Below are 22,480 nucleotides of genomic sequence, written 5' to 3' on the forward strand. Positions count from 1 at the left end.
GCTCGTCATGAGACGGCGCGGCATCGGACTGGAGGCGCGGGGCGGGGCCGCCACGCGCCTCCAGTCCGTCACACCGTCAGTTCGTACCGGGGTGGACGCTGCCCAGCAGCTCGACCAGTGCGGAGCGGAGCGCGACCGGCAGGTCGACGCTCTCGAGTTCGGCGATCCGGTCGGCGCGGGATGCGTCCCGCGCCACGACGGTCCACGCCTCGAGCTTCTCCGGGTTGCCGGACTGGGCGCGTTCGAGCAGGCGGCGTGCGCCGTCGCGCGCGTCGACGCCCACCGACGGTGGACCGGCCAGGGTGAGGGCGGCACCTGCTGCGGTGTCGACCTCGAGGTCGACCGAGAAGCGGTCCGCCCCCTGCGCGTCCACCGATTGTCCTGCTGCCGGGGCGGCGAGGAAGGTGACCCGCCAGTGCCGGTGGGCGGGGACGGACGTGCGGTCACCCTCGGCGGGGTGGACCCGGAAGACGGACTCGTCGGCATCCCACGACAGGCGGGTGGTGCAGACCGAGTCCGGGTCGTCCTCACGGTCCTCGACGAGGGTGAACGAGCCGGACGCCCCGGGAGCGACGAGCACCTCGAGCGACGTCGGGTTCGCCGTGGCGTCGACCTCGTCCTCCGAGGCGAGGGGCAGGATCCCGCCGCCGCGGAGGAGCACCGGGATGCCCTCGATGCCGCGGTGCAGGTCGACCCGGCGGTCGCCGGCGTAGGTGGTGCCGGTGAAGACGTCCGTCCACGTGCCGGGCGGCAGCCAGGCGCGGGCGCGACCGAGCAGTGACTCCGGGTCGCGCGGCTCGACGATCGGCGCGACGAGGAGCTCGCTGCCGAACGCGTACTCGTTCGGCACGCGGTACGCCTCGTCGCGGTGCGGCTCCAGGTGGTAGACCGGCCGGACCAGCGCGGTGCCGGCGGCGGCGCGGTGGTTCATCGTGTGGAGGTAGGGGACCAGGCGGTGGCGGAACCGCAGCGCCGCACCCATCGCGTCGCGGGCCTCGGCGGGGAAGGCCCACGGCTCCTTCCGGATGAACGGGTTGTTCGCGGAGTGCAGCCGCATGATCGGCGAGAACACCCCGAACTGCACCCACCGCGTCGCCAGCTCGTCGTCGCGGACACCGCGCGTGTGGCCGCCGATGTCGTGACTCCACCAGCCGTACCCGATGCTCGCGGCCGTCGCGGTGAACTCGGGCTGGAACGCCAGCGACGCCCACGAGACGACCGCGTCGCCGGAGAACCCGACGGCGTAGCGGTGGCTGCCGGGGCCCGCGTAGCGCGAGAACGTCATGCCCGCGGCGCCGTCGCGGGCGGAGTCGAGCATGTGGAAGTGGTTGAGCAGCCACAGCGGGTCGACGCCGGGCAGGTTCGTGGTGCGGCCCTGCTGCCAGTCGATCCACCAGAAGTCGACGCCCTGCTCCTCGAGGGGGTGGTGCAGGTCGGCGAAGTACGACCGGAGGAACGTCGGGTCGGTCGGGTCGAACGGGACGGCCTGCTCGGACGCGGGGTCGATTCCCATCGCCCGGGCGACGGCGGGGTAGGCGTCCTCGAACGCACGCACCCCGTCCGCCGGGTGGAGGTTCAGCGTGGTGCGCATCCCGCGACGGTGCAGCTCGCCCAGGAAGCCGGCGGGGTCGGGGAACAGCGACGGCTCCCACGAGTAGCCGGTCCAGCCGTTGCCGAAGCGCTCCGGGACGGATTCCACCCGGTGCCAGTCCATGTCGATGACGGCGACCGAGAACGGCAGGTGCTCCTCGGCGAACCGGTCGACGAGCGCCAGGTACTCGGTGTCCGTGTACGGGTGGTACCGGCTCCACCAGTTGCCGAGCGCCCACCGCGGCAGGAGCGACGGTGCGCCGGAGACGGCGTGGAAGGCGTGCAGGGCGGCGTCGTAGTCGCGGCCGTACGCGAAGACGGTGACGTCGCGGCGGCCGGGTACCCGGGTGCCGATCCAGCCGTCGTCCGCGAACAGGAAGGACTCGGAGTCGTCGAGCACGGTGATGCCGTCCCGCGCGAGGATCCCCGACTCGAGCGGCATGCGGCCGTCGACGTCGTCGAGCGTCCGGCCGGTGCCGCCGAGGTCGCGGGGCTCCTGGCCCCAGCGCCACCGGTTGGCGTCCGGGCCGAGGGTCTCGACGGTGAAGCCGCCGGGGGAGAACGGGCGGCCGTCGTAGCGCAGGCGGGCGCGGGCGGTGGTGACGACGACGCCGGTGGCGCTGTCGGTGCCGGTGGCGTCCGGGCTTCCGGCGGCGTCCGTGCTGCCGGTCCGCTCGACCGTGAACGACGGCACCGGCAGGTCGCGCCGGAGCGCGAACGTCGAGGCGCGGTCCTCGAACCCGCCGTCGTCGCTCCACTCGACACGGAAGACCCCGTCGGCCAGCACGGTGACCCGCCAGTGGTCGCCGGTGATCGTGGCGGCCGGGTCGGCGGAGGGGGCCGACCCTGGGAAGGGGCGGATCACGTCCGCGGTGGTGTGGGTCTCGGTCGATGCCATCAGTTCTTCACCGCTCCCTGGGTCACACCCGAGATCACCCAGCGCTGGGCGAACAGGTACACGATGATCGTCGGCGCCATCGCCATCAGGTACGAGGCGAACGCGACGTTGTAGTTCGTGCCGAACTTGCTCTGGAAGATGTTCTGCACGACCGGCAGCGTCTGCAACGTCGGGTCTGCGGTGATGAGCGACGGCAGCATGAAGTCGTTCCACGACGCCAGGAAGGCGAAGATGCCGACCGTGGCGTTCATCGGCGCGAGCAGCGGCAGGATGATCTGCCAGAAGATCTGCCACGTGCTCGCCCCGTCGATGCGGGCGCTCTCCTCGAGCTCGACCGGGATGGACCGGAGGTACGCCGAGTAGAGCAGCACGCTGAACGACAGTTGGAACATGGCGTGCAGGATCCCGACGCCGATCGGGTTGTCGAGGCCGAGCTGCGCGGTGAGCTTGATCTGCGGCAGGGCGATGACCGGGAACGGCAGGAACATCGCCGCGAGCAGGTACACGAACGAGAAGCGGAAGAACCGCTTGTGCCAGTTCCGCACGATCGCGTACGAGGCGAACGAGCTGAGGAGCAGCGTCGCGACGACGGTGAGCGCGGCGACGCCGACCGAGACCGAGAACGAGACGGGGAAGCGAGTCAGCTGCCACGCCTCGACGAAGCTCGCCGGGTTGAACGGCGCGGGCAGGGACAGGGCGTTGCCGTCGACCGACTGCGCGCTCGTCTTGAACGCCATCGCCACGGTCACGTAGAGCGGGACGAGGACGGTCAGGGACGCGACCGCGAGCAGGATCGTCAGCGGCCAGTTCGGTCGGCCGAGCCGGCGCCGACGGACCGGCCGGTCGTCGTCGTCGTCGCGGCCGCTGGGGACGGTGGTCTGGGTTCGGGTGTCGACGGCGGTCATGCGAGTCGCAGGTTCCTTCCACGGGTCGCCGCGAGCTGCAGCACGGAGATGAGGACGGTGATGATGAAGAAGACGGTCGCGTTCGCCATCTGGTAGGCGTAGTCGCCGCCGGTGAAGCCGCTGAAGATCGTCATCGCGACGCTGCTCGTCGCGGTGCCGGGGCCGCCGCCGGTCAGGCCGACGATGACGTCGTACGCGCCGAGGTAGCCCTTCACGCCGAGCACCGTGTTGATCACGATGAACCCGCTGATGAGCGGCAGCGTGATCGAGCGGAGCTGCTTCCACGCGCCGGCGCCGTCGAGCGCGCTCGCCTCGTACAGGTCGTTCGGGATCGACGTGAGCCCCGCGGTGTAGACGAGGAGCGCACCGGGCACTGTCTGCCAGGCCGAGACGATCACGATCGACAGCCAGGCGAGGTTCGGGTCGCCCAGGATGCTCTGCTCGAGGGGCCCGAAGCCGACCGAGGTGGCCAACGCGGGGAGCGTGTTCGAGAAGAGGTAGTTGAAGACGTACGCCACGACGATGCCGGAGACGACCATCGGGATCACGAACACCGAGCGGAGCCCGGCGGCGTACTTGACCTTCTTCGTCAGGCCGATCGCCAGGGCCAGCGCGATGACCTGCGTGACGACGACCGTGACGAGCGCGAACCCGAGCGTAAACCCGTACGACGCGAGGATCGACGGGTCGGACACGAGCGCCTTGTAGTTCTCGAACCCGAGGAAGTGCCACGCGCCGAAGCCGAGGTAGTCGGTGAAGCTGTAGAAGATGCCGACGCACGCGGGAGCGACGACGAAGGCGGTGAACAGCACGAGCGCCGGCACCACGAAGAAGTAGTACATCCGCTCGGTGCGGTGCAGCGAACCGACGCGTCGGTGCACGCGTGTGGCCGCCGTGGCCGCGCCGGGTGCCGGCTGGTCGGTCTCGCCAGCGAGAGGGGTCTGCATGGTCATGATCGCTCCTGGGGTCCTGGTCGCCGGGCTCAGACCGTCGCCGACCGGCCAGCGAGCCGCCGCCAGTCCGCGTCGAGTCGCCGCAGCATCGAGGTGAAGTCACCGCTCCGGATCGCCGACTGCAGGTAGTTGCCGAGCGGGATGGAGGTCGGGATGAAGGTGCCGGCGCCCTGGTAGAACGCGGCGTCGTCGACGTACTGCTGCAGGCCCGCGAGTCGCTCGTCGGTCTGCGGCGGTGCGCCCTTCCGGGTGGAGTAGGCGAGGTTGTCGCGGTTGTACGCGTCGATGACCTCGTCCTGCATGAGGAACTCGACGAGCTCGTGGGCCTGGTCGACGTGACCGCTGGCCTCCGGGATCCAGAGCCCGAGGTCGACGTTCACCCGGGCCTTCCGGTCGGCGGGGTCGTTCGAGACGGGGAGGGCGAAGGTGCCGACTTCGAGCTTGTCGTCGATGAGCGCGATCTGCCCGAGCGCCCACGGCCCCTGCAGGTACATCGCGGCCTTGCCCTGCCCGAACGCCAGGTTGCCGTCGGCGTACGACCGGGTCGCGTGGTCCGGGTTGAAGAACGACGAGATGGTCTTCGCGCGTTCCATCGGCACCGCGAAGGTCTTCTCGAACGACACCTCGGAGTCCGGCCCGACGTCCGCGCCGATGGTCTTCATCTTCCGGAAGAACTCGCCGGTGTCGACGAGGCTGCCCACCGAGTAGTCGAAGAGGCCCTGCCAGAGCGTCCACGTGTCACGGTCGGTCGCGTAGACCGGCGTGATGCCCGCCTTCTGCAACTCGGTGCACACGTCGACGAACTCGTGCCAGGTCGTCGGGACCGGCAGGCCGTGGTCCGCGAAGATCTTCTTGTTGTAGATGACACCGGCTGCGGCCAACGAGTACGGCAGCACGCTGACGCGGCCGGGGTACTTCGCGTACTGGTCGCCGAGCGACGCGATGCTCGGCCGGATCCGATCGGCGGACGGCAGCCCACTGAGGTCGCGGAGCACACCGCGCTCGACGTAGCGGGCGAGTTCGAGGTTGTCGTTGAAGCACCCGACGTCGGCCGGCTGTCCGCGGACGAACTGCGGTGCGATCGCCGTGGTGCTGTCGTGGACCACGGAGAGGCCGGCGTGCTCGCGTTCGAACCGGCGGAGGAGCTTGTCGAAGTAGGCGATCACCTCCTGCTTCTGCTCGTAGAAACGCAGCGTGGTGCCGCCCGCAGCGGCCTGGCCGGGTGTCGCGCACCCCGCCAACGCCAACGTGCCGAGTGCGATCCCACCTGCCGCCCCGGCGAGGAACCCCCGCCGTCCGAGCGTCGTCCCGATGGTTCCTGTCCTGCTGCCGACCATTGCTGCTCCCTCGTGCGCTCCCTCGCGCGTGGTCATGTTTACAGCGCTGGAAACCGCAAGTCAACGTTGTAATCCGGACAGGAGGCGCGGTGCGCGTCGATCTCGCCGCTGCGGTCCGTACCAGGGTCGCGCCCGACGGGCTCATCGCGACGGGCGCTCCTGCCCCGCGTCCGCCATCCCGAGACCACCGAGCTCGAGCCAGTCGCCGAGGAGTGCCCCGACGAGCCCCGGCCGCTCGTGGGGCAGCGCGTGCCCCGCATCGGCGACCGTGACCACGGTGGCGTGCGGGTACACGTCGCCGTCACCGAGCCGCTCCTGCCGCTCCCACCCGACCCAGTGGTCGCGGCGGCCGGACAGCACGAGCACGGGCGCGTCGACCACCACGGCGTCGGGGTCGGCGGCGTGCGGTCCCGTCGTGATCGCGCGCTCCAGGGTCTCGTCGTCGACGGTGCCGCCCGCGGGCGCGACGGCGGTCCGGAACCGTTCGAGCGTCGCCGCGGTCCGGACGACGAAGTATCCCTCGTACTCGGCACGCCGGTCGTCGTCGAGCTGCGCCGAGACGCCGTCGTCCCGCACCACCGCGGACGCGGCCGGACGCAGCTCGCCGGGCACGACCGTGCAGATCAGCGCGAGGCCGGCGACGCGGTCCGGGTGCCGGGCGGCGACCGCGCGGGCGAAGTGGCCGCCGTAGGAGTGCCCGAGCAGCAGGAACGGCCCGTGCGGCACCTCGGTGTCGAGCAGCCGGTCGACGGCGTCGAGCACGTCCTCCGCCGACCGGAACCCGCTCGACGGGCGTGAGTCGCCGTGGCCGGGCAGGTCGACGTACACCGCACGGACACCTCGGTCGGCGAGCACCGGCTCGAGGAACCCGCGCACCTCGACGCGCGACGAGTACGCGCCGTGGAAGGCGAGGAGCGGGATGCCGCTCCCCGAGGTGTCGTACGCCAGCGATGCCGACGGCCCGATCACGACCTGACTCGTCATGGCGCCCATGGTCCTCCCCGCCCGAGGCGGCGTCCGCCCGCAGCCGCACCACCTGATTCCGCCCCGGTACCATCGACGGATGCGCCAGCACCCGCCGTTCCGCGCCGACGTCGTCGGCAGCTTCCTCCGCCCCGACACCGTGAAGGAGGCCCGCAGCGCGGTCGCCGAGGGCCGCATCGACGCCGGCGCGCTCCGCTCCGTCGAGGACGACGCGATCCGCGCCCTGATGGACGCCCAGAAGGCAGCGGGGTTGCAGCTCGCGACCGACGGCGAAGCCCGCCGGGCGTGGTGGCACCTCGACTTCTGGGGTGGTCTCGCGGGCGTCGAGGTCGTCGAGCTCGACCACGGCATCGCGTTCCAGGGCGTCACCACCACGCCGAAGGGCATGCGCGTGACCGGCCCGGTGTCGTTCCCCGCGGACCACCCCTTCGTCGCCGACGCCGCGTTCGTCGTCGCCCAGGCAGCCGAGCGTGGCGTGACCGCGAAGTTCACGATCCCGGCGCCGACGGTCTTCGACTTCCGGCTCGACGCCGACCAGATCCGCACCGACCACTACGCCGACCGCGACGCCATCACCGAGGACCTGGTGCAGGCGTACCGCGACGCGATCGCCGCGCTGTACGCCGCCGGTGTGCGGTACCTGCAGCTCGACGACACCGCCTGGGCGTACGCCTGCTCGGACGCCGAGATGGCGAAGGCGCGTGAGCGGGGGATCGACACGGACGGCATCGCCGCGCGGTTCTCGTCGATCATCCGACGCGTGCTCGACGGCCGTCCGGAGGACCTCGTCGTCACGACGCACGTCTGCCGCGGCAACTTCCGCTCGACGTGGATCGCGTCCGGCGGGTACGAGCCGGTCGCCGAGGAACTGCTCGGCAACACCGGCTACGACGGGTTCTTCCTGGAGTACGACAGCGACCGCGCGGGCGGCTTCGAACCGCTGCGGTTCCTGCCCGCGGGTGAGCAGGTCGTGGTACTCGGGCTCATCACCTCGAAGACCGGCGAGCTGGAGGACCCGGCCGTCATCGAGCAGCGCATCCGCGACGCCGCCGAGTACGCCCCGATCGAGCAGCTCGCGCTCAGCCCGCAGTGCGGGTTCGCCTCCACCGAGGAGGGCAACGTCCTCTCCGAGGACGAGCAGTGGGCGAAGGTCCGCAGCGTGGTCGACATCGCGAGGCGCGTCTGGTCGTAGACGGACCCGAGAGCGGACGGGAGGCGCGGGGCGGGCCCGCACCGCGCCTCCCGTCCGTCATCCGCTAGCGTCGACGACGGCCATGTCCCCGACCCCGGATCGAGCAACGATGCCTGACGTCCACCTGCCTGCCGACGACCGCTACGAGCGCCTCCCGTACGAGCGCGTGGGGAAGAGCGGCCTGCTGCTGCCGCGGATCTCCCTCGGCCTCTGGAACAACTTCGGGACGGACCGCGCGCTCACGACGCAGCGCGACATCCTGCTGCACGCGTTCGACCGCGGGGTCACCCACTTCGACCTCGCGAACAACTACGGCCCCCCGCCCGGCGCGGCCGAGGAGCAGTTCGGCCGCGTCCTCGAGTCGGACCTGCGTCCGTTCCGCGACGAACTCGTGGTGTCGACGAAGGCCGGCTACGACATGTGGCCCGGCCCGTACGGCAACGGGGGCTCCCGCAAGTACATGCTCGCCTCGCTCGACCAGTCCCTCGGTCGCATGGGCCTGGACTACGTCGACGTCTTCTACTCGCACCGTCCGGACCCAGAGACGCCGATCGAGGAGACGGTCAGCGCCCTCGTGACCGCAGTCCGGTCCGGCAAGGCGTTGTACGTCGGCATCTCGAACTACGACCCGGCCCAGACCCGCGCCGCGGCCGAGGCCCTGGCCGCCGAGAACATCCACCTGCTCATGAACCAGCCGCGCTACAACATGTTCGACCGCGTCCCCGAGGACGGCCTCTTCGACGAGCTGACCCGGCTCGGCACCGGCGCGATCGTGTTCTCGCCGCTCGCCGGCGGCCTGCTGACCGACCGCTACCTCGACGGCTCGGTGCCGGTCGGGTCGCGTGCCGCCGAGGGCCGCTGGTTCACCGCTGAGCGCATCGACGACGAGTACCTGACCACGGCGCGGGCGCTGAACGACATCGCGGCGGCGCGCGGGCAGACCCTCGCGCAGCTCGCGATCACGTGGGTGCTCCGCCAGCCCGCGGTCACCTCGGCACTGGTCGGCGCCTCGAGCGTGCGGCAGCTGGACGGCACGCTCGACGCGCTGTCGGGTGCGCCGCTGTCGGACGAGGAACTCACCGCCATCGACGCGCTGGTGCCGCGCGGCTGAGCGAGGCCATGATGGTGCCATGACGGACCAGGACGAGATGATCCACCCCGAGGTCGCGCCGAGCGGGAACGGGTGCGTCGAGTGCGACGCGACCGGGTCCTGGTGGGTGCACCTGCGCCGGTGCGCCGCGTGCGGCCACATCGGCTGCTGCGACGACTCGCTGAACACCCACGCGACGCGGCACTGGGAGGAGACGGGGCACGCCGTCATCCAGAGCTTCGAGCCCGGCGAGACCTGGGCGTGGGACTACCGCGACGACTCGCGGTCCGAGGGGCTGGAACTCGCGGCGCCGACGAGCCACCCGGTGGAACAGGCAGTCCCCGGGCCGGCGGATCGCCTTCCCGGGGACTGGTTGGAGCTGCTCGGCGGCTCGCGCTAGGTGATCAGACCGACGCGGTCGCCTCGTCGCGGTGCGGGAGCTTCCAGCCCGGACGCACGAAGTGGCAGGTGTACCCGGCCGGGTACTTCTCGAGGTAGTCCTGGTGCTCCTCCTCGGCCTCCCAGAACGGACCGGCGGCGGTGACCTCGGTCACGACCGGGCCCGGCCAGATGCCGGAGGCGTCGACGTCAGCGATCGTGTCGCGCGCGACCTGCTCCTGCTCGGGCGACGTGAAGAAGACCGCCGAGCGGTAGCTGCGGCCGACGTCGTTGCCTTGACGGTCCCTCGTCGACGGGTCGTGGATCTGGAAGAAGAACTCGAGCAGGTCGCGGTACGAGATCACGGACGGGTCGAAGACGATCTCGACCGACTCGGCGTGGTCACCGTGGTTGCGGTAGGTCGCGTTCGGGGTGTCGCCGCCGGAGTAGCCGACGCGGGTGCTGATGACGCCCGGACGACGACGGAGGAGCTGCTGCGCTCCCCAGAAGCAGCCGCCGGCGAGGATGGCGGTCTCGGTGGTGGTGGTCATGGTGGCCTCCTGGGCTCTCGTGTCGCTGGCTGCGGCACCGTACTGTGCAACCGGCGACGGGGGTGTCCTGTTCCCGTTGCGAGCCTGGAGGCGCGGTGCGGGCCGGCACCGCGCCTCCAGGCCCGACCTGTGGTCGCGTCTGGATCCGGGGTCGGGTCAGTCGGTCGTTTCCTGCAGCGCGTCCAGCGCGGCCACGTCCTCGGCCGACAGGACGAAGTCCACGTCGGCGTTCTCGGCGATCCGCGACGGGGTCGTCGACTTCGGCAGCGGGAGCACGTCCTGCTCGAGCAGGTAGCGGATCGCGACCTGCGCGACGCTCTTGTCGTACTTCGCCGCGATGTCACGGATCTGCGCGTTCTCGAGCAGGCCACCGGTGGCGAGCGGCGAGTAGCCCTCGGTGAGGATGTCGTGCTCGCGGTCGAAGGCGGTCGTCTCGTCCTGCGTGTTGCCGATGAACCAGCGGATCTGGTTGGCGTGCGGGACCACGTCGGTGCGGCCGAGCAGGTCCTCGAGGTCCGCGACCATGAAGTTCGAGACCCCGATGCTCTTCGTGCGGCCGGCGTCGTAGAGCTCCTCGAAGACCTTCCACACCTCGACGTTCCCGTCGCGGTGGTCCGAGCCCATGTCCGACCAGGGCCACGGCGCGTGGATGAGGTACAGGTCGATCCCGCCCAGGTCGAGGTTGGCGCTGGAGGTCTCGAACGCCTCACGGGCACCGGCGGCGGTCTTGATCTCGGCCGGGAGCTTCGTGGTGATGAAGACCTCGTCGCGGGGGACGCCGCTGTCGCGGACGGCCTCGCCGACGCTGGCCTCGTTGCCGTAGGCGAGCGCGGTGTCGATGTGCCGGTACCCGAGGTCGAGTGCGGTCTTCGTGGCGTCGTAGGCGTCACTGCCGGACGGGATCTGCCAGGTGCCGAACCCGATCTTCGGGATGTGCAGGCCGTTGGACATGGTGAACGTGTCGATGAGAGCGGGCATGCTCCGGACGATACGCCGGTGACCGTGGCGTCGTCGGTCAGGGCATCGCGTCGCCGGCCGAGCCGTAGAGGCTCGTCGCCAGCTCGCCGAGCACCGCGAGCAGGTCACCGCCGTGCGCCGTGTCGACCGCCCGGAGCACCGCGGTGTAGCGCTCGCGGTAGTCCGCGACCACCGATTCGCCCGCGGGCAGCAGCCGGAGGAGCGACCCGCGTCGGTCGTTCGGGTTCGGCGCGCGCTCGAGCAGTTCCGCGCTCGTCATCCGGTCGATCATGTTCGTCACCGCACCCGAGGTGAGCCCGAGGAACCCGGCGACCTCCGTCGGCGTGGAGTACCCGGTGTCGCTCACGAGCACGAGGGCGCGCAGCGCGTTCTCGTGCACGCCGGCGCGCGCACTGAGCTGGCGCACCAGGCTCGCGTTCGCGCGCACGACCGCGTCGAAGGCCGTCAGCATGTCCGCCGTGTCCGTCTGACCTGTCCGGGTCACAGGTGCTCCTCTTGTCGTCTCGGTGTCGCCGGGGCCGCCGCGGATCGGGGCACCCCTCGCACTGGGGTAAGTCTACGAGTGGTCAACTTGGTCAAGCATTAAGTATCTTGATCATTGAAGCAAGAGAGCCCGAGCCCCTTGCTCCGCCCCACACCCTGACTCCCTGATCGAAGAGGTATCCCCGTGTCCGACAAGCTCCGCACCTCCGCACTGAAGCGGATCCGCTTCGCCCCCGTCGCGCTCCTCGCGGGCATCTTCGCGGCCGTCCTCCTCTCCCTCTCGCTCACGGGCACGCTGTCCGGGTTCGCGGCGAGCATCACCAACAGCAGCAACACCGCCGCGAGCGGCACGCTGATCATGCAGGAGCAGAACGCCGGCGCCACGGTCACGTGCCTCAGCACGGACGGCGGTTCGGTCTCCACGAACGCGGCGACCTGCTCGACCATCAACAAGTTCGGCGGCAGCACCACGATGACCCCGGGCAACACGGTCAACACCGCCATCTCGATCAAGAACACCGGCACCGCGAACGCCGCCACCTTCACGCTCACCCCGGGTGCGACCTGCACCCAGTCGGCCAACGGCACGATCAACGGCACCGCGGCCGACCTGTGCGCCAAGATGAACCTCGTGATCACGTCCGGCGCGACCACGGTCTTCAACGGCACGCTCGCCAGCTTCAAGGGTGCCGCCGCCTCGGCCTTCACCATGCCCGCCGCCCCCGCTGCCGGTGCGAGCGTCCCGTTCAACTTCGCCGTCACGCTCGACCCCTCGGCCGGCAACACCTACCAGGGCCTCGCCGCCTCGGTGCCGATGACCTGGACGTTCACGGCCTAGCCCCGCTGACCGGCGACGCTCGGCCGACCCCCTTCCGGCCGAGCGTCGCCCCCATCACCCCACCTCCCCGCACCACCCCACGACCCACAGGACGGAGCAGCAGATGAGCCAGACCGCCGCGATCCCGCTCAGTGGCGCGCTCGACCGTCCGCTCCTCGGCGCCCCCACCGCCACGCGCTTCGAGACCGTCCTCGCCTGGTCGGTCGCCCTCGTCGCCGCCGTCCTGCTCACCGCCGCGGTGCTCTTCCTCTCCGCCGGCGGGCGCTGGTTCGTCGTCGAGACCCCCTCGATGGGCGAGGCCGCACCGGTCGGCACGCTCGTCCTCGACCTCCCCGTGGACGTCGCCACCCTGCACGTCGGCGACGTCGTCTCGTTCGAGACCGCCGCCAACCGCGGCGTGGTCTACACGCACCGCATCACCGCCGTCGACGCCGACGGCGGCCTGCACACCCGCGGCGACATCAACGGCGCGACCGACCCGTGGACGCTCACCCAGGACGACGTCATCGGCACCCCGGCGCTCCTCGTCCCGCACCTCGGCTGGCTCTTCCGCGCCGCCCCGCTCCTGCTCATCGGCACCCTGGTCATCTGGACGCTCACCAGCGTCTTCACCGACCGGGTCACGCGCTCCTGCCTCCGCATCGCGGGCGGCGCGCTCACCGTCTCCTACGCGGCGTTCGTCCTGAAGCCGTTCGTCAACGTGACGACGATCACGAACACCTCGAGCCCGTCCGGTGTCGAGGCGACCATCGTCTCGTCGGGCATGTTCCCCGTCCGGGTCGAGGCCCAGGGCGCCGACAGCCTGCACCTCGTCGACGGCCAGGTCGGGCGGATGGTCATCCACGAGCTCACGAAGAACGGGCACTACCAGTTGACCTCCAACATCGACCTCGGTCCCGTCGGGTGGGCGCTGCTCATCGCCGCGTGCCTCGTCCCGCTCGTGCTCTGCCTGTCGGTCGGCCGGGTCGAGGCGGTGCGTCCCTCGTGAGGCTCCAGCACCTGCGCGACGGTCGCGTGATCGCCGCCGTCCTCGTCCTCGGGCTCGTCGTCGTCGCGCTCCTCAACGCGTTCTCCCCGACTCGTTCCGCCTTCAGCGCCGTGGTCGCGAACTCCGGCAACTCCGCCGCGACGGCGCCGTACTTCACGTGCACGGCAGCGGTCGGCGCCGACACCGCGAACGCCCTGTTCGCCTACCGCCTGACCGAGGCCTCGGGGTCGACGACCGCCACCGACTGGTCCGGCAACCGCGCGAACGGCGCCTACCAGGGGTCGATGACCGCGACGACCCCGAACCCGAACGCGTGCCCGCGGGACACCGGCAGCTCGTACCAGCTGAACGGCTCGACGAGCTTCGTGTCCACGCCGCGGTCGTACGCGAACCCCACGACCTTCAGTGAAGAGGTCTGGTTCAAGACCTCCGTCGCGGGTGGCATGCTCATCGGGTTCGGTGCCAACCAGGTCGCCACCTCCGGACAGCACGACCGACAGGTGTACCTCAACACGGCCGGCCAGCTCGTCTTCGGGACCTACAGCGGGACCACGCAGGTCGTCACCTCGCCGAAGACCTACACCGACGGCGCGTGGCACCACGTCGTCGCCACGCAGTCGGCCGGCACCGGGATGCGCCTGTACGCCGACGGTGTCCTGGTGGCGTCGAACACGGCGTTCACCGCCGCGGAGCCGTACACCGGCTACTTCCGGGTCGGGTACGACACGGTCTCCGGGTGGCCGGGGCAGCCGTCGAACTTCTTCTTCACCGGGTCGATGCGGTACGCGGCCGTCTACAGCACGGTGCTGTCGGCGACGCAGGTCGCGAACCACGCGGCGGCCGGTCGCTGACCGGGCAGGGCCGGCGGGCGTTGTCCGCCGGCTGCGACTTCACGCGCTCAGCGACACCTCACGGGCCGCAGGGGCCGTGAGGTGTCGCTGAGCGCGAGGGTCGGTGCGTGCGGATCGGGCGCGAGCCGTCGACGGGACCGGCACCGCGCCTCCGGTCCACAGGTGGTCGCGTCGGGACGCTAGGCGACCGCGATCTCGTTGGGCACGCCCGGCAGCTCGGCGCTGGAGGCGACGACCTCCCCGGTGGTGAGGTCGACCGCGTGGACCGTCCGCTCGGCGGGGTCGGTGACGTAGGCGACGTCACCCGCGACCCGCAGGGCCGGGTGGGCGTCCTGCCACTCGGCCGGCCCCTCCCACGCGTCGATCACGGGGAACGACTCGACGGGCTCGCCGGTGGTCTCGTCGAAGGTGTGCAGGGCGCCGTCGTCGCCGAGGACCACCGCTTCGTCGCCGGGGCCGCGCGCGAGGTCGCGGAAGGTGAAGCCGACGCCGTCGGGCATGTCCGCGACGCTGTACTTCCCCGTCGCCGCGTCGATCAGCGCGATCTGGTCAAGCAGGTAGCCCTCGCTGTCCGGGTCGTCGTTGTAGTCGCCGACCGCCACGGACGAGGAGTCCGTGGTGAACAGGTTGCCGGTCCGGCCGTACTCGGTCGGGGCGCCGATCTTCTCGAACGCGCCGTCGGCGTAGACGAGCGCGCCGTCGGTGCACCCGAACACCGCGACCTCGCCCCGCACCGCACCCTCGCCGTGCACGTCCGGGCAGGCCTCGGACCGTGCGAGCTCCTCGCCGTCGGCGTCGAGTGCCCGGACGCCCGAGCGGCTCTCCTCGGTGCCGATGGTCGTCAGGAGCGTGCCGTCCTCGAGCTCGATCGCGACGCCGTGGTGTGCGGCCTCGGACCGGGTGGTCGTGGTCTCCGGCAGTTCGCCGCCGTCGAGTGCGGTGTTGTCGAACGTGGTCACGTCGCCGCTGCCGTCGGCGAACAGGGCGGTGCGGTCGCCGTGCACGACCGCGTGACCTCCGGTATCCGCGGGGAACACCGCGTCGGTCAGGGCCGGGTCGGCGGCGGTGTCGAGCACCCGGAACCCGTCCGGCACGGTCACGAGCACGTGCCGCCCGTCGCCCGCGGGGTTCACGCGGGTGAAGCCGTCGATCGCGTCGTCGGACACGACCCGCAGGTCCTCGTCGAGCACGAGCAGGCCGCCGTCGTAGGTCAGCGTGATCCGCGTGCCGTCGGCGCTCGGCGTGGCGGTCCGGTCCGCCTCGGCGTCCGCGGGGTCGGTCGCGCACCCGGTCAGGGCGAGGGCGGCGGCCCCGAGCAGGGCCGCGGGCGCAGCGGCCCGCATGGTCTTCTTCTTCGTGGTCATGATCGGGACTGTATTGATTCTCATTCTCAATTACCAATCGACAGGCCGTCGACGATCGCCGCCGTGTTCGAGCGCATCATCCCCAGGTACGTCGAGGCGTCCCCCTCGGCCGTCAGTGACTCGGTCGCCAGCGAGCGGATCGACACGTGCACGTCGACCTCGTCGGCGAGCACCTCGGCCAGTCGTGCCGGTTGTGAGGCATCCGCGAAGATCGTCGGCACACCGGCCTCGTCGATCGCGTCCGCGAGGTCGCGCAGGTCCGCCGCGCTCGGGGAGGCCAGGGTGGTGCCGCTCGGGATCACGGCGCCCACCACACGGAAGCCGTACCGGTCGGCGAGGTACCCGAAGACGTGGTGGTTCGTCACGAGGGCTCGACGGTCCTGTGGGATGCCGGCGAAGGCGGAGGCCATGTCCTGGTCGAGGTCGCGCAGCCGGTCGAGGTACGCCTCGGACCCGGTGGCGTCGATGCCGACGTCCCGGAGCGCGTCGTCGAACGCCTCGACGACGTCGACCATCCGCGCGGGGTCGGTCCACACGTGCGGGTCGGGGCCGCTGTCGTCCTCGGTCGTCCACTCCAGGGCGTCGACCGCGTTGCCGGCGGTGAACACCGGGACGCCGTCCTCGGCGGCCGCGGTCACGTGCCGGGCGACGCCTTCCTCGAGTCCGAGGCCGTTCTCGACGACGAGGTCCGCGGTCCGGAGCCGGGAGGCCTCCTTCGCCGAGACCTCGAACGAGTGCGGGTCGGCGCCGGGCGGCATGAGGACCATCACGTCCGCGGAGTCCCCGACGACCTGACGTGCGACGTCGCCGAGGATGTTCGTCGTCACGGCCACGAGGGGGCGGTCCGACCCCGCCGACGTGCAGGCCGTCGCGCCGCCCGACACCGCGACGAGCACCGCGGTGGCGGCCAGCGTCCGGGCGGGCCACCGAGCGGGCCATCGGGTGGACCGCCGTCGCCGCGTGGTCCCCGGCTCCGGCCGGCTCACAGTCCGACCTCGGCGAACGCGGCGGGCGCGATCGGCAGCTCGATCGTGCGGGCGACGCGCGCGCCGTCCGCGAAGTCGATCTCGTGCACGACGCCGTCTTCCGGATCGGCCACGTAGGCGCGCTGGGCGTCGAGCTGCAGGAGCGGTACGGCACCGGCACCGATCAGCGGTTCCGTCGTGGCCACGGCGCCGGTCGCGGCCGTCAGCACGACCATGCGTCCCTGGTCGTCCACGCCGACCACGTGCTCGTCGGCGTCGTCCACGGCGACGACCGTTCGGAGCGGCCGCTCGGTGGCGAGGTGCCGCCAGGAGCGGTCCCGCGCGTCGAGCAGCCAGGCGCCGGTGGTGCCCGCGACGCCGGCGACGGTGGGCCGTCCGGACCGGGCGGCGAAGGCGGTCGGGCGCTCGGCACCGTCGGGCAGCTCGACGAACGTCGTGCCACCGTCGTCGTCCACGACGACCGCTCCGTCCGCGCACCCGACGACTGCACCGGCACGGGTGACGATCCCCCCGGTCGGTTCGGTGCACGCCTGCGGCGCTGTCCCGCTGGCTGCTCGGCCGTCGCCGTCGAGGACGCGGACGCCGTCGTCGCTCGCCTGGACGAGGTGTTCCCCGAACGGCAGCAGCACCGAGGCGTCGACCGCCGCGCGCTGCTCGACGTCGCCCTGTCCCAGGGCGTCGCGGTCGAGTGCGACCGCCTCGCCCCGTTCCGGCCAGGTGATCGTGGTCGTGGTCTCGGACGAGTGCACCTCGACCGGTCCGCCGCCGTCGAGGGTGCCGACCACCCGTGGCTCCGCCGCGTAGTAGTGCGTGTGGTCGCCGTGGTCGACGGTCCAGGCGCCGCCGTCGACCACGGTCGTCCGCTCCGCGTCGCTCGTGACGAGGAACCGACCGTCGGTGGCGGAGTGGTCCGGCGCGTCGATCGGGTCGAGCGTCGTGGTCTCCGCGGTGAGCAGGTCGTGCAGCACCGTCTCGCCGGTCGCCGAGACGGCCAGGAGGCGCAGCTGCGGTTCTCGGGACTCGCTCGCCCCCTCGACGAAGCCGTGTGGCACTGCGGATCCGGTCGCGCCGTCGGCTGCCGGCGACGGCTCGGTCGCCGAGCAGGCCGCGGCGGCGAGGGCCAGGCCCGTCGCGAGACCGAGTGCGCCCAGGACGCGCGTGGGTGCTCGGTGTGTGGTGGGGTTCATGGTGCCTCTCGAGGTCGTGTTGCGGATCGTGTGACGCGCGAGACGGCGACACCGGCCACGGCGACCGCGGCGATGCTCGCGCCGGCTGCCGTGCCGAGGTGCCACGAGACGAGCAGCCCGGCGGTCACGGCCGCTGTGCCGACGCCCGCGGCGAGCAGCATCGTCGTCGCGACGGATCGGGTCCACGCACGAGCGGCGGCGGCCGGGGCGAGCAGGAGCCCGACCACCAGGAGCGTGCCGACCGCGCGGTACGAGGCGACGACCGCCAGGGTCACCAGCGCGATGAGCACGACCTCGGCCAGTCGTGGGCGGAGCCCGAGGGTCGTGGCCTTGCGGACGTCGAACGCCGCCGCGGTGAAGGGGCGGTGGAAGGCTGCAGCCAGCGCGAGGGCCACCGCGACGGCGAGCCCCAGCCCGAGGAGGTCCGCGCGTGTCACGGCGAGGACGTCCCCGAAGAGGATCGCCGTGACGTCCGTGGCGAAGGACCGCGACGACGACACGATGATGACCCCGAGGGCGAGCATGCCGACGAAGAGCAGGCCGATCGAGGTGTCGTACGACAGGCCGCTCCGCCGCTTCAGCGCTCCGATGCCGACCACCATCACGCCGGCGCTGACCGCGGCGCCGATGACGGTCGGGATCCCGGTGAGCGTGGCGATCGCGACGCCGGGGAGCATGCCGTGCGACAGCGCCTCGCCGAGGAAGGCCATCCCGCGCACGAGGACCCACGTGCCGACGACCGCGCAGAGGACCGCCGCGAGGGTGCCACCGACGAGGGCGCGGACCATGAAGTCCGCGGAGAAGGGGTCAGTGAACCAGGCCATGGGCTGTGACGCTACATGAAAATGACTATCGATACTGATAGCGTCCTCAGGTGCGCATCTCGACCGACATCCCTGCCGTCAGGACGTCCGGCCTCGTCGTCCGACGCGGCGACCGGGTCGTTCTCGACGGCCTCGACGCGACGTTCCCGGCCGGGGGAGTCACTGCGCTCACGGGGGCCAACGGGTCCGGGAAGTCGACGCTGCTCGACGTGCTCGGCGGGGTGCTGCGGCCGTCTGCCGGACGCGTCACGGGCCTCCCGGCCGGCGGTGTGTCGTTCGTGACGCAGGCCGTCCCGCCCGGCGCGCTCCCGCTCACCGTCCGCGCGGCCGTCGCGATGGCACGGTGGCGGGGTCGGCCCTGGTGGCGCCCGCTCGGTCGCGACGACCGCCGGATCGTCGACGTGCAGCTCGAGCGGTTGGCGATCGACGGACTCGCGGACCGGCCGCTCGACGAACTGTCCGGCGGGCAGCGGCAGCGCGCGCTCGTGGCGCTCGGACTCTCGCAGCGGGCACCCGTCCTGCTCGTCGACGAGCCGACCGCCGGCGTCGACCAGGAGTCCGCCGCGCTCGTGGTGGCGGCGCTCGCCGACGAGGCCGCTCGCGGGGTCGTCGTCGTGCACGCGGCGCACGACCCGGGGGCGATCGCGGCGGCGGACCGGGTGGTCTCGCTGCCCTGCCGAGATCAGAAACGCTGACCAGTTTTTTCTGAGATAGTTGTTCAACTCAGAGGATCGGCCGAGCGGGTCGAAGGATCACATGTCAGAAACGTGGCCGGAGCTCGCCTTCGAAGGTCTCGAGTGGGAGAGCCGGTACGGGGACGTGGGGCCGCGCGCTGCTCGGCGGGGTCGACCCCGCGAACGGTACACGGCGGCCGTCCCCCCGGCGATCGCGTCGCTGCCGCTCGCCGTCGATCACGCGACGGCAACGCTCGCCGACGAAGCCTCGACCGCGCTTGCGCGCTTCGACAGTGAACTCGGTGCGGAGCTGGCGCCGTTCTCCTCGCTGCTCCTTCGTTCAGAGGCAGCCGCGTCCTCCCAGATCGAGCACTTGACAGCGAGCGCGAGGCAGATCTTCACCGCGGAGATCGGCGCTCCCGCCGAGCGGAACGCGAGCGAGATCGTGTCGAACACGCGAGCGATGCGAACGGCGATCGCGCTCTCCGACCAGCTCACCGCGGAGACCGTGCTCGAGATGCACCGCGTCCTGATGGAGCACGACCACCATCACGAGGCCGGTGCCTTCCGCCGAGAACCCGTGTGGGTCGGTACGAGCGCGCGCTCTCCGGTCGGTGCCGACTACGTCGCGCCGGCGTGGGAGCGCGTCCCAGAACTGGTGGACGACGTCATGGCATTCGCTCGGCGGATCGACCTTCCTCGACTGGCTCAGGTTGCCGTCGCCCATGCGCAGTTCGAGACCGTGCACCCGTTCACCGACGGGAACGGGAGGACCGGGCGCGCCTTGCTCCAGGCGATGCTGCGTTCCGACGAACTGACGAAGAACGTCACCGTCCCCGTCTCCGCCGGACTCCTGACGGACACGCGGGGGTACGTTGCTGCCCTGATGGCCTACCGGCAGGGGAACATCGCTCCGATCATCGAACGGGTCGCTGAAGCGTGCTTCGTCGCCATCGAGAACGCGCGTGAACTCGTCGCGGACGTCCGGCGAATCCGCCAGAGCTGGGCTGAGAGGGTCACGGCGCGCACTGACTCCGGCGTGTGGCGGGCGCTCGACGTCGTCGCTCGACAGCCGGTCCTGAACGCGACGGTACTGGCGACGGAGATGGGTGTCGCACAGCGCAATGCGTATCCGCACATCGCCAAGCTCGTCGAAGCAGGGATCCTCGTTTCCGAGAACGAGTACCGCCATGGCGTGCTCTACCGGAACGACGAGGTCCTGCACGCCCTGGATGCGTTTGCAGCGCGCGCAGGTCGCCGACGGTAGGTCGATGCCGGCGCCCGCTCAGGGGCAGGCGACCGCGACCGAACCGGTGGTCGTCGTCTCGACCGCGACGGGCTCGGCGGTCGGAACCGCGTTGGACCGCCGCAGACCCAGCGACACGAGCACGACTGCACCGATCACGGCGACACCGCCGGCGAGCCAGAAGTCGGCGGCGAGTCCGAACGACGACACCGCCACGCCACCGAGCACCGATCCGGCCGCGATGGCGAGCTGGATCGTCGTGACGAACAGCGCGAGGCCGGTCTCCGAACCGCTCGGCGACGCGGTCGACATCCACGTCTGCATCCCGAGCGGCAGCGCGCCCCAGGCCAGGCCCCACACCACGAGCAGGACGAAGACCCCGACGACCGAGTGTGCCAACAGCGGCAGCAGGACGACGGCGCCGGCGAGCACGAACTTCGCCGAGCCGATGGTGCCGAGGACGCTCCGGCCGAGGGTGAAGCCGGCGGCGAAGTTGCCGACGATGCCGGCGACGCCGAAGACCAGCAGCGCGATCGTGATGGTGTCCGGGCCGACGCCTACCAGGTCCTGCAGGTAGGGCGCGATGTAGGTGTACGCGGCGAACTGCGCCGCGAAGAGGAACGCCGCCGCGATGAGTCCGACGCGTGCGCGGGGGACCCGGAGCAACGATCCGAGCGTCGAGAACCGCACCTGCTGCAGGGCCGGGATCTTCGGCAGCATGGCGAGCTGCAGGCCGAGTGCGACGAGGCCGAGCACCCCGCCGATCACGAACGCCAGGCGCCAGCTCGCCAGGGACGACACGAGGGCGCCGAGCGGGAGGCTCACGACCGTTGCGACCGAGACGCCCGCGGTGATGAGCGAGGTGGCGCGGATCACGGCGTCGGAGCGGACGAGTCGTCCGGCGATCCCCGCGCCGATCGCCCAGAAGCCGCCGATGCCGACCCCGAGGAGCATGCGGGCGAGGAGCAGGACCCAGAACGACGGCGCGATCGCGGCCAGGCCGTCGGCGACCACGAGCAGGACGGTGAGTGACACGAGGACGACTCGGCGGTCGATCCGGGAGGTGAACACCGTGACGACGGGTGCGGCGACGGCACCGACGAGGCCGGTGGCGACGACCATCAGGCCGGCGGTCCCGATGCCGACGTCGAGGTCGGACGCGATCGCGGGGAGCAGGCCGATCGGCAGGAACTCGGACAGGACGAGGACGAACGATCCGAGTGCGACGGACGTGACACTGAGCCACCCGCGGCGCTCTGCTGACGAGGTCAGGCGCTGCTCAAGCCCCGACGGCGTCGTGCCATTCCCGTGCGACGCACCAGCGGTGCCCACCGGTGTGGGGCCGGTGATGCCGCCGTTCGGGTTCGGCGGCATCACCGTGCTGTGGACGGTCCGCCTAGGGTGCGGGCCGTCCCACTGAGAACCTAGGCAGATCGTTATGTGGAGTCAAGCGTCCACATAAGACCCACGATTAGGGTTCTCTCATGTCCCCTGGCGAGCGCGTCCGCGCCGAGCGGGTCGAGGTCCGCCGCAGCCGCGAAGCGATCCTCGCCGCGGCCGAACGGCACTACGCGGTGCGCGACGCCGATCCCACGATGGCGCAGCTCGCCGAACTGGCCGGGGTGGGGACCGCCACGCTCTACCGCCGGTTCCCGAGCATCGACGACGTGGTGCGCGAGCTGCACGGGCGACTGCTCGAGGAGTTCGGCCGGGTCGAGGCGGCCGTCGCCGCGCAGCCCACCGGATGGGACGGCGTCGTCGCCCTCGTCACCACGATCATCGAGGTCCTGCAGGAGCACCCGGCCATCCCGCGGCTCAACCGGAAGATGGTCGCCCTCGACGACGACCAGCAGCTCAGTGCCCGGTGGGCCGACCGGCTCGACGCGCTGATCGCGGCCGCGCAGGCCGAGGGTGCCCTGCGTCCGGACGTGACGGCGAACGACGTCACGTTCGCGGCGTTCCGGCTCGGCAGCTACTCGAACCTGCCCCCGGACGAGGCGGACCGGATCATCGGTCGGCAGCTCGGCATCGTGCTCGACGGGCTCCGTGCCGACGGCGTTCGCCACCCGTTGCCCGGCGCGGCGATCCGGCCCGACGACCTGCACCGCGTGTTCCGCTACGAGGCGACGCGCCCCGTCGAGTGACGACGCGCCGGCCCGCTGTAGCGTTGTTAATGTTAACAA

General features: G+C 71.4%; 22 protein-coding genes. 9 read left to right on the forward strand and 13 right to left on the reverse strand.

The genetic code is table 11. From position 1 onward, the window contains the following. Nucleotides 1-76: 76 nt before the first annotated feature. From BIU96_RS15665 to BIU96_RS15685, 5 genes are all read right to left on the reverse strand, one after another. Nucleotides 77-2,488 carry a glycoside hydrolase family 31 protein gene (locus tag BIU96_RS15665; protein ID WP_083402990.1) on the reverse strand — a complete coding sequence of 804 codons (2,412 nt, stop codon included), beginning with the start codon at nucleotides 2,486-2,488 and terminating at the stop codon, nucleotides 77-79. Continuing rightward, nucleotides 2,488-3,393, reverse strand: coding sequence for a carbohydrate ABC transporter permease (locus BIU96_RS15670; RefSeq protein WP_071293529.1), 906 nt, complete (start codon nucleotides 3,391-3,393; stop codon nucleotides 2,488-2,490). The genes BIU96_RS15665 and BIU96_RS15670 overlap by 1 nt, the downstream gene beginning before the upstream one ends. After that, nucleotides 3,390-4,346, reverse strand: coding sequence for a carbohydrate ABC transporter permease (locus BIU96_RS15675; RefSeq protein ID WP_071293530.1), 957 nt, complete (start codon nucleotides 4,344-4,346; stop codon nucleotides 3,390-3,392). The genes BIU96_RS15670 and BIU96_RS15675 overlap by 4 nt, the downstream gene beginning before the upstream one ends. 29 nt (nucleotides 4,347-4,375) lie before the next feature. Next, a complete protein-coding gene (locus tag BIU96_RS15680; RefSeq protein ID WP_368072980.1) occupies nucleotides 4,376-5,719 on the reverse strand; it encodes an ABC transporter substrate-binding protein in 1,344 nt (447 codons plus the stop codon). 105 nt (nucleotides 5,720-5,824) lie between these two features. Then, on the reverse strand, nucleotides 5,825-6,667 hold the full coding sequence (locus BIU96_RS15685) for an alpha/beta fold hydrolase (RefSeq protein ID WP_071293532.1): 843 nt from the start codon (nucleotides 6,665-6,667) through the stop codon (nucleotides 5,825-5,827). 79 nt (nucleotides 6,668-6,746) lie between these two features. On the opposite strand from BIU96_RS15685, the gene BIU96_RS15690 reads away from it, so the two are divergent. The 3 genes from BIU96_RS15690 to BIU96_RS15700 all read left to right on the forward strand — a co-directional run bounded on the left by BIU96_RS15690 (nucleotide 6,747) and on the right by BIU96_RS15700 (nucleotide 9,349). Next, on the forward strand, nucleotides 6,747-7,859 hold the full coding sequence (locus BIU96_RS15690; RefSeq protein ID WP_071293533.1) for a 5-methyltetrahydropteroyltriglutamate--homocysteine S-methyltransferase: 1,113 nt from the start codon (nucleotides 6,747-6,749) through the stop codon (nucleotides 7,857-7,859). A gap of 109 nt (nucleotides 7,860-7,968) precedes the next feature. Continuing rightward, the gene (locus tag BIU96_RS15695) at nucleotides 7,969-8,970 is read left to right on the forward strand and encodes an aldo/keto reductase (protein ID WP_071293534.1); all 1,002 of its coding nucleotides are present in this window, start codon (nucleotides 7,969-7,971) and stop codon (nucleotides 8,968-8,970) included. 19 nt (nucleotides 8,971-8,989) lie between these two features. Continuing rightward, the gene (locus tag BIU96_RS15700) at nucleotides 8,990-9,349 is read left to right on the forward strand and encodes a UBP-type zinc finger domain-containing protein (protein ID WP_071293535.1); all 360 of its coding nucleotides are present in this window, start codon (nucleotides 8,990-8,992) and stop codon (nucleotides 9,347-9,349) included. 4 nt (nucleotides 9,350-9,353) lie between these two features. On the opposite strand, the gene msrA is transcribed toward BIU96_RS15700, so the two are convergent. From msrA to BIU96_RS15715, 3 genes are all read right to left on the reverse strand, one after another. Next, nucleotides 9,354-9,878, reverse strand: coding sequence for a peptide-methionine (S)-S-oxide reductase MsrA (msrA, locus tag BIU96_RS15705; protein ID WP_071293536.1), 525 nt, complete (start codon nucleotides 9,876-9,878; stop codon nucleotides 9,354-9,356). 156 nt (nucleotides 9,879-10,034) lie between these two features. Continuing rightward, nucleotides 10,035-10,856 (reverse strand): aldo/keto reductase, encoded by an 822-nt coding sequence (locus BIU96_RS15710; protein ID WP_071293537.1) that lies wholly within the window; start codon nucleotides 10,854-10,856, stop codon nucleotides 10,035-10,037. A 37-nt stretch (nucleotides 10,857-10,893) separates the two neighbouring features. Further along, entirely contained in the window at nucleotides 10,894-11,340 is a 447-nt protein-coding gene (locus BIU96_RS15715) for a MarR family winged helix-turn-helix transcriptional regulator (RefSeq protein ID WP_139200096.1), read from the reverse strand. A 183-nt stretch (nucleotides 11,341-11,523) separates the two neighbouring features. Between BIU96_RS15715 and BIU96_RS15720 the strand changes: the two genes are divergently transcribed. The 3 genes from BIU96_RS15720 to BIU96_RS15730 all read left to right on the forward strand — a co-directional run bounded on the left by BIU96_RS15720 (nucleotide 11,524) and on the right by BIU96_RS15730 (nucleotide 14,016). Further along, nucleotides 11,524-12,177, forward strand: coding sequence for a hypothetical protein (locus BIU96_RS15720; RefSeq protein ID WP_071293539.1), 654 nt, complete (start codon nucleotides 11,524-11,526; stop codon nucleotides 12,175-12,177). A gap of 103 nt (nucleotides 12,178-12,280) precedes the next feature. Then, on the forward strand, nucleotides 12,281-13,165 hold the full coding sequence (locus BIU96_RS19955; RefSeq protein WP_071293540.1) for a S26 family signal peptidase: 885 nt from the start codon (nucleotides 12,281-12,283) through the stop codon (nucleotides 13,163-13,165). Continuing rightward, nucleotides 13,162-14,016 carry a LamG domain-containing protein gene (locus BIU96_RS15730; RefSeq protein ID WP_071293541.1) on the forward strand — a complete coding sequence of 285 codons (855 nt, stop codon included), beginning with the start codon at nucleotides 13,162-13,164 and terminating at the stop codon, nucleotides 14,014-14,016. The genes BIU96_RS19955 and BIU96_RS15730 overlap by 4 nt, the downstream gene beginning before the upstream one ends. 179 nt (nucleotides 14,017-14,195) lie before the next feature. On the opposite strand, the gene BIU96_RS15735 is transcribed toward BIU96_RS15730, so the two are convergent. The 4 genes from BIU96_RS15735 to aztB all read right to left on the reverse strand — a co-directional run bounded on the left by BIU96_RS15735 (nucleotide 14,196) and on the right by aztB (nucleotide 18,377). Continuing rightward, nucleotides 14,196-15,380: a hypothetical protein gene (locus BIU96_RS15735; RefSeq protein ID WP_071293542.1), complete on the reverse strand. Its 1,185-nt coding sequence runs from the start codon at nucleotides 15,378-15,380 to the stop codon at nucleotides 14,196-14,198. A gap of 26 nt (nucleotides 15,381-15,406) precedes the next feature. Further along, a complete protein-coding gene (locus tag BIU96_RS15740; protein WP_071293661.1) occupies nucleotides 15,407-16,291 on the reverse strand; it encodes a metal ABC transporter substrate-binding protein in 885 nt (294 codons plus the stop codon). Between the two features lie 71 nt (nucleotides 16,292-16,362). Further along, nucleotides 16,363-17,553 (reverse strand): hypothetical protein, encoded by a 1,191-nt coding sequence (locus BIU96_RS15745; RefSeq protein WP_071293543.1) that lies wholly within the window; start codon nucleotides 17,551-17,553, stop codon nucleotides 16,363-16,365. Then, complete coding sequence (gene aztB, locus BIU96_RS15750) at nucleotides 17,550-18,377, reverse strand: zinc ABC transporter permease AztB (RefSeq protein WP_071293544.1); 828 nt, start codon at nucleotides 18,375-18,377, stop codon at nucleotides 17,550-17,552. The genes BIU96_RS15745 and aztB overlap by 4 nt, the downstream gene beginning before the upstream one ends. A 50-nt stretch (nucleotides 18,378-18,427) precedes the next feature. On the opposite strand from aztB, the gene BIU96_RS15755 reads away from it, so the two are divergent. Both BIU96_RS15755 and BIU96_RS15760 read left to right on the forward strand, forming a co-directional pair. Further along, a complete protein-coding gene (locus BIU96_RS15755) occupies nucleotides 18,428-19,072 on the forward strand; it encodes an ATP-binding cassette domain-containing protein (protein ID WP_254786178.1) in 645 nt (214 codons plus the stop codon). A 19-nt stretch (nucleotides 19,073-19,091) separates the two neighbouring features. Further along, the gene (locus BIU96_RS15760; protein ID WP_254786179.1) at nucleotides 19,092-20,318 is read left to right on the forward strand and encodes a Fic family protein; all 1,227 of its coding nucleotides are present in this window, start codon (nucleotides 19,092-19,094) and stop codon (nucleotides 20,316-20,318) included. Between the two features lie 18 nt (nucleotides 20,319-20,336). On the opposite strand, the gene BIU96_RS15765 is transcribed toward BIU96_RS15760, so the two are convergent. Beyond that, nucleotides 20,337-21,671, reverse strand: a complete 1,335-nt coding sequence (locus tag BIU96_RS15765; protein WP_254786180.1) for an MFS transporter — start codon at nucleotides 21,669-21,671, stop codon at nucleotides 20,337-20,339. Between the two features lie 110 nt (nucleotides 21,672-21,781). Between BIU96_RS15765 and BIU96_RS15770 the strand changes: the two genes are divergently transcribed. Next, on the forward strand, nucleotides 21,782-22,441 hold the full coding sequence (locus tag BIU96_RS15770; protein WP_071293546.1) for a TetR/AcrR family transcriptional regulator: 660 nt from the start codon (nucleotides 21,782-21,784) through the stop codon (nucleotides 22,439-22,441). The last annotated feature ends 39 nt before the right edge of the window (nucleotides 22,442-22,480 follow it).

Origin of the sequence: Curtobacterium sp. MCBA15_008 (genome assembly GCF_001865065.1) — a bacterium.
In the GTDB taxonomy this organism is placed as follows: domain Bacteria; phylum Actinomycetota; class Actinomycetes; order Actinomycetales; family Microbacteriaceae; genus Curtobacterium.

Coding starts and splice junctions, on each gene's coding strand:
- BIU96_RS15665 (WP_083402990.1), bottom strand. CDS start 2,488: ATGGCATCGACCGAGACCCACACCACCGCGGACGTGATCCGCCCCTTC.
- BIU96_RS15670 (WP_071293529.1), bottom strand. CDS start 3,393: ATGACCGCCGTCGACACCCGAACCCAGACCACCGTCCCCAGCGGCCGC.
- BIU96_RS15675 (WP_071293530.1), bottom strand. CDS start 4,346: ATGACCATGCAGACCCCTCTCGCTGGCGAGACCGACCAGCCGGCACCC.
- BIU96_RS15680 (WP_368072980.1), bottom strand. CDS start 5,719: ATGACCACGCGCGAGGGAGCGCACGAGGGAGCAGCAATGGTCGGCAGC.
- BIU96_RS15685 (WP_071293532.1), bottom strand. CDS start 6,667: ATGACGAGTCAGGTCGTGATCGGGCCGTCGGCATCGCTGGCGTACGAC.
- BIU96_RS15690 (WP_071293533.1), top strand. CDS start 6,747: ATGCGCCAGCACCCGCCGTTCCGCGCCGACGTCGTCGGCAGCTTCCTC.
- BIU96_RS15695 (WP_071293534.1), top strand. CDS start 7,969: ATGCCTGACGTCCACCTGCCTGCCGACGACCGCTACGAGCGCCTCCCG.
- BIU96_RS15700 (WP_071293535.1), top strand. CDS start 8,990: ATGACGGACCAGGACGAGATGATCCACCCCGAGGTCGCGCCGAGCGGG.
- msrA (WP_071293536.1), bottom strand. CDS start 9,878: ATGACCACCACCACCGAGACCGCCATCCTCGCCGGCGGCTGCTTCTGG.
- BIU96_RS15710 (WP_071293537.1), bottom strand. CDS start 10,856: ATGCCCGCTCTCATCGACACGTTCACCATGTCCAACGGCCTGCACATC.
- BIU96_RS19955 (WP_071293540.1), top strand. CDS start 12,281: ATGAGCCAGACCGCCGCGATCCCGCTCAGTGGCGCGCTCGACCGTCCG.
- BIU96_RS15735 (WP_071293542.1), bottom strand. CDS start 15,380: ATGACCACGAAGAAGAAGACCATGCGGGCCGCTGCGCCCGCGGCCCTG.
- BIU96_RS15745 (WP_071293543.1), bottom strand. CDS start 17,553: ATGAACCCCACCACACACCGAGCACCCACGCGCGTCCTGGGCGCACTC.
- aztB (WP_071293544.1), bottom strand. CDS start 18,377: ATGGCCTGGTTCACTGACCCCTTCTCCGCGGACTTCATGGTCCGCGCC.
- BIU96_RS15765 (WP_254786180.1), bottom strand. CDS start 21,671: ATGCCGCCGAACCCGAACGGCGGCATCACCGGCCCCACACCGGTGGGC.
- BIU96_RS15770 (WP_071293546.1), top strand. CDS start 21,782: ATGTCCCCTGGCGAGCGCGTCCGCGCCGAGCGGGTCGAGGTCCGCCGC.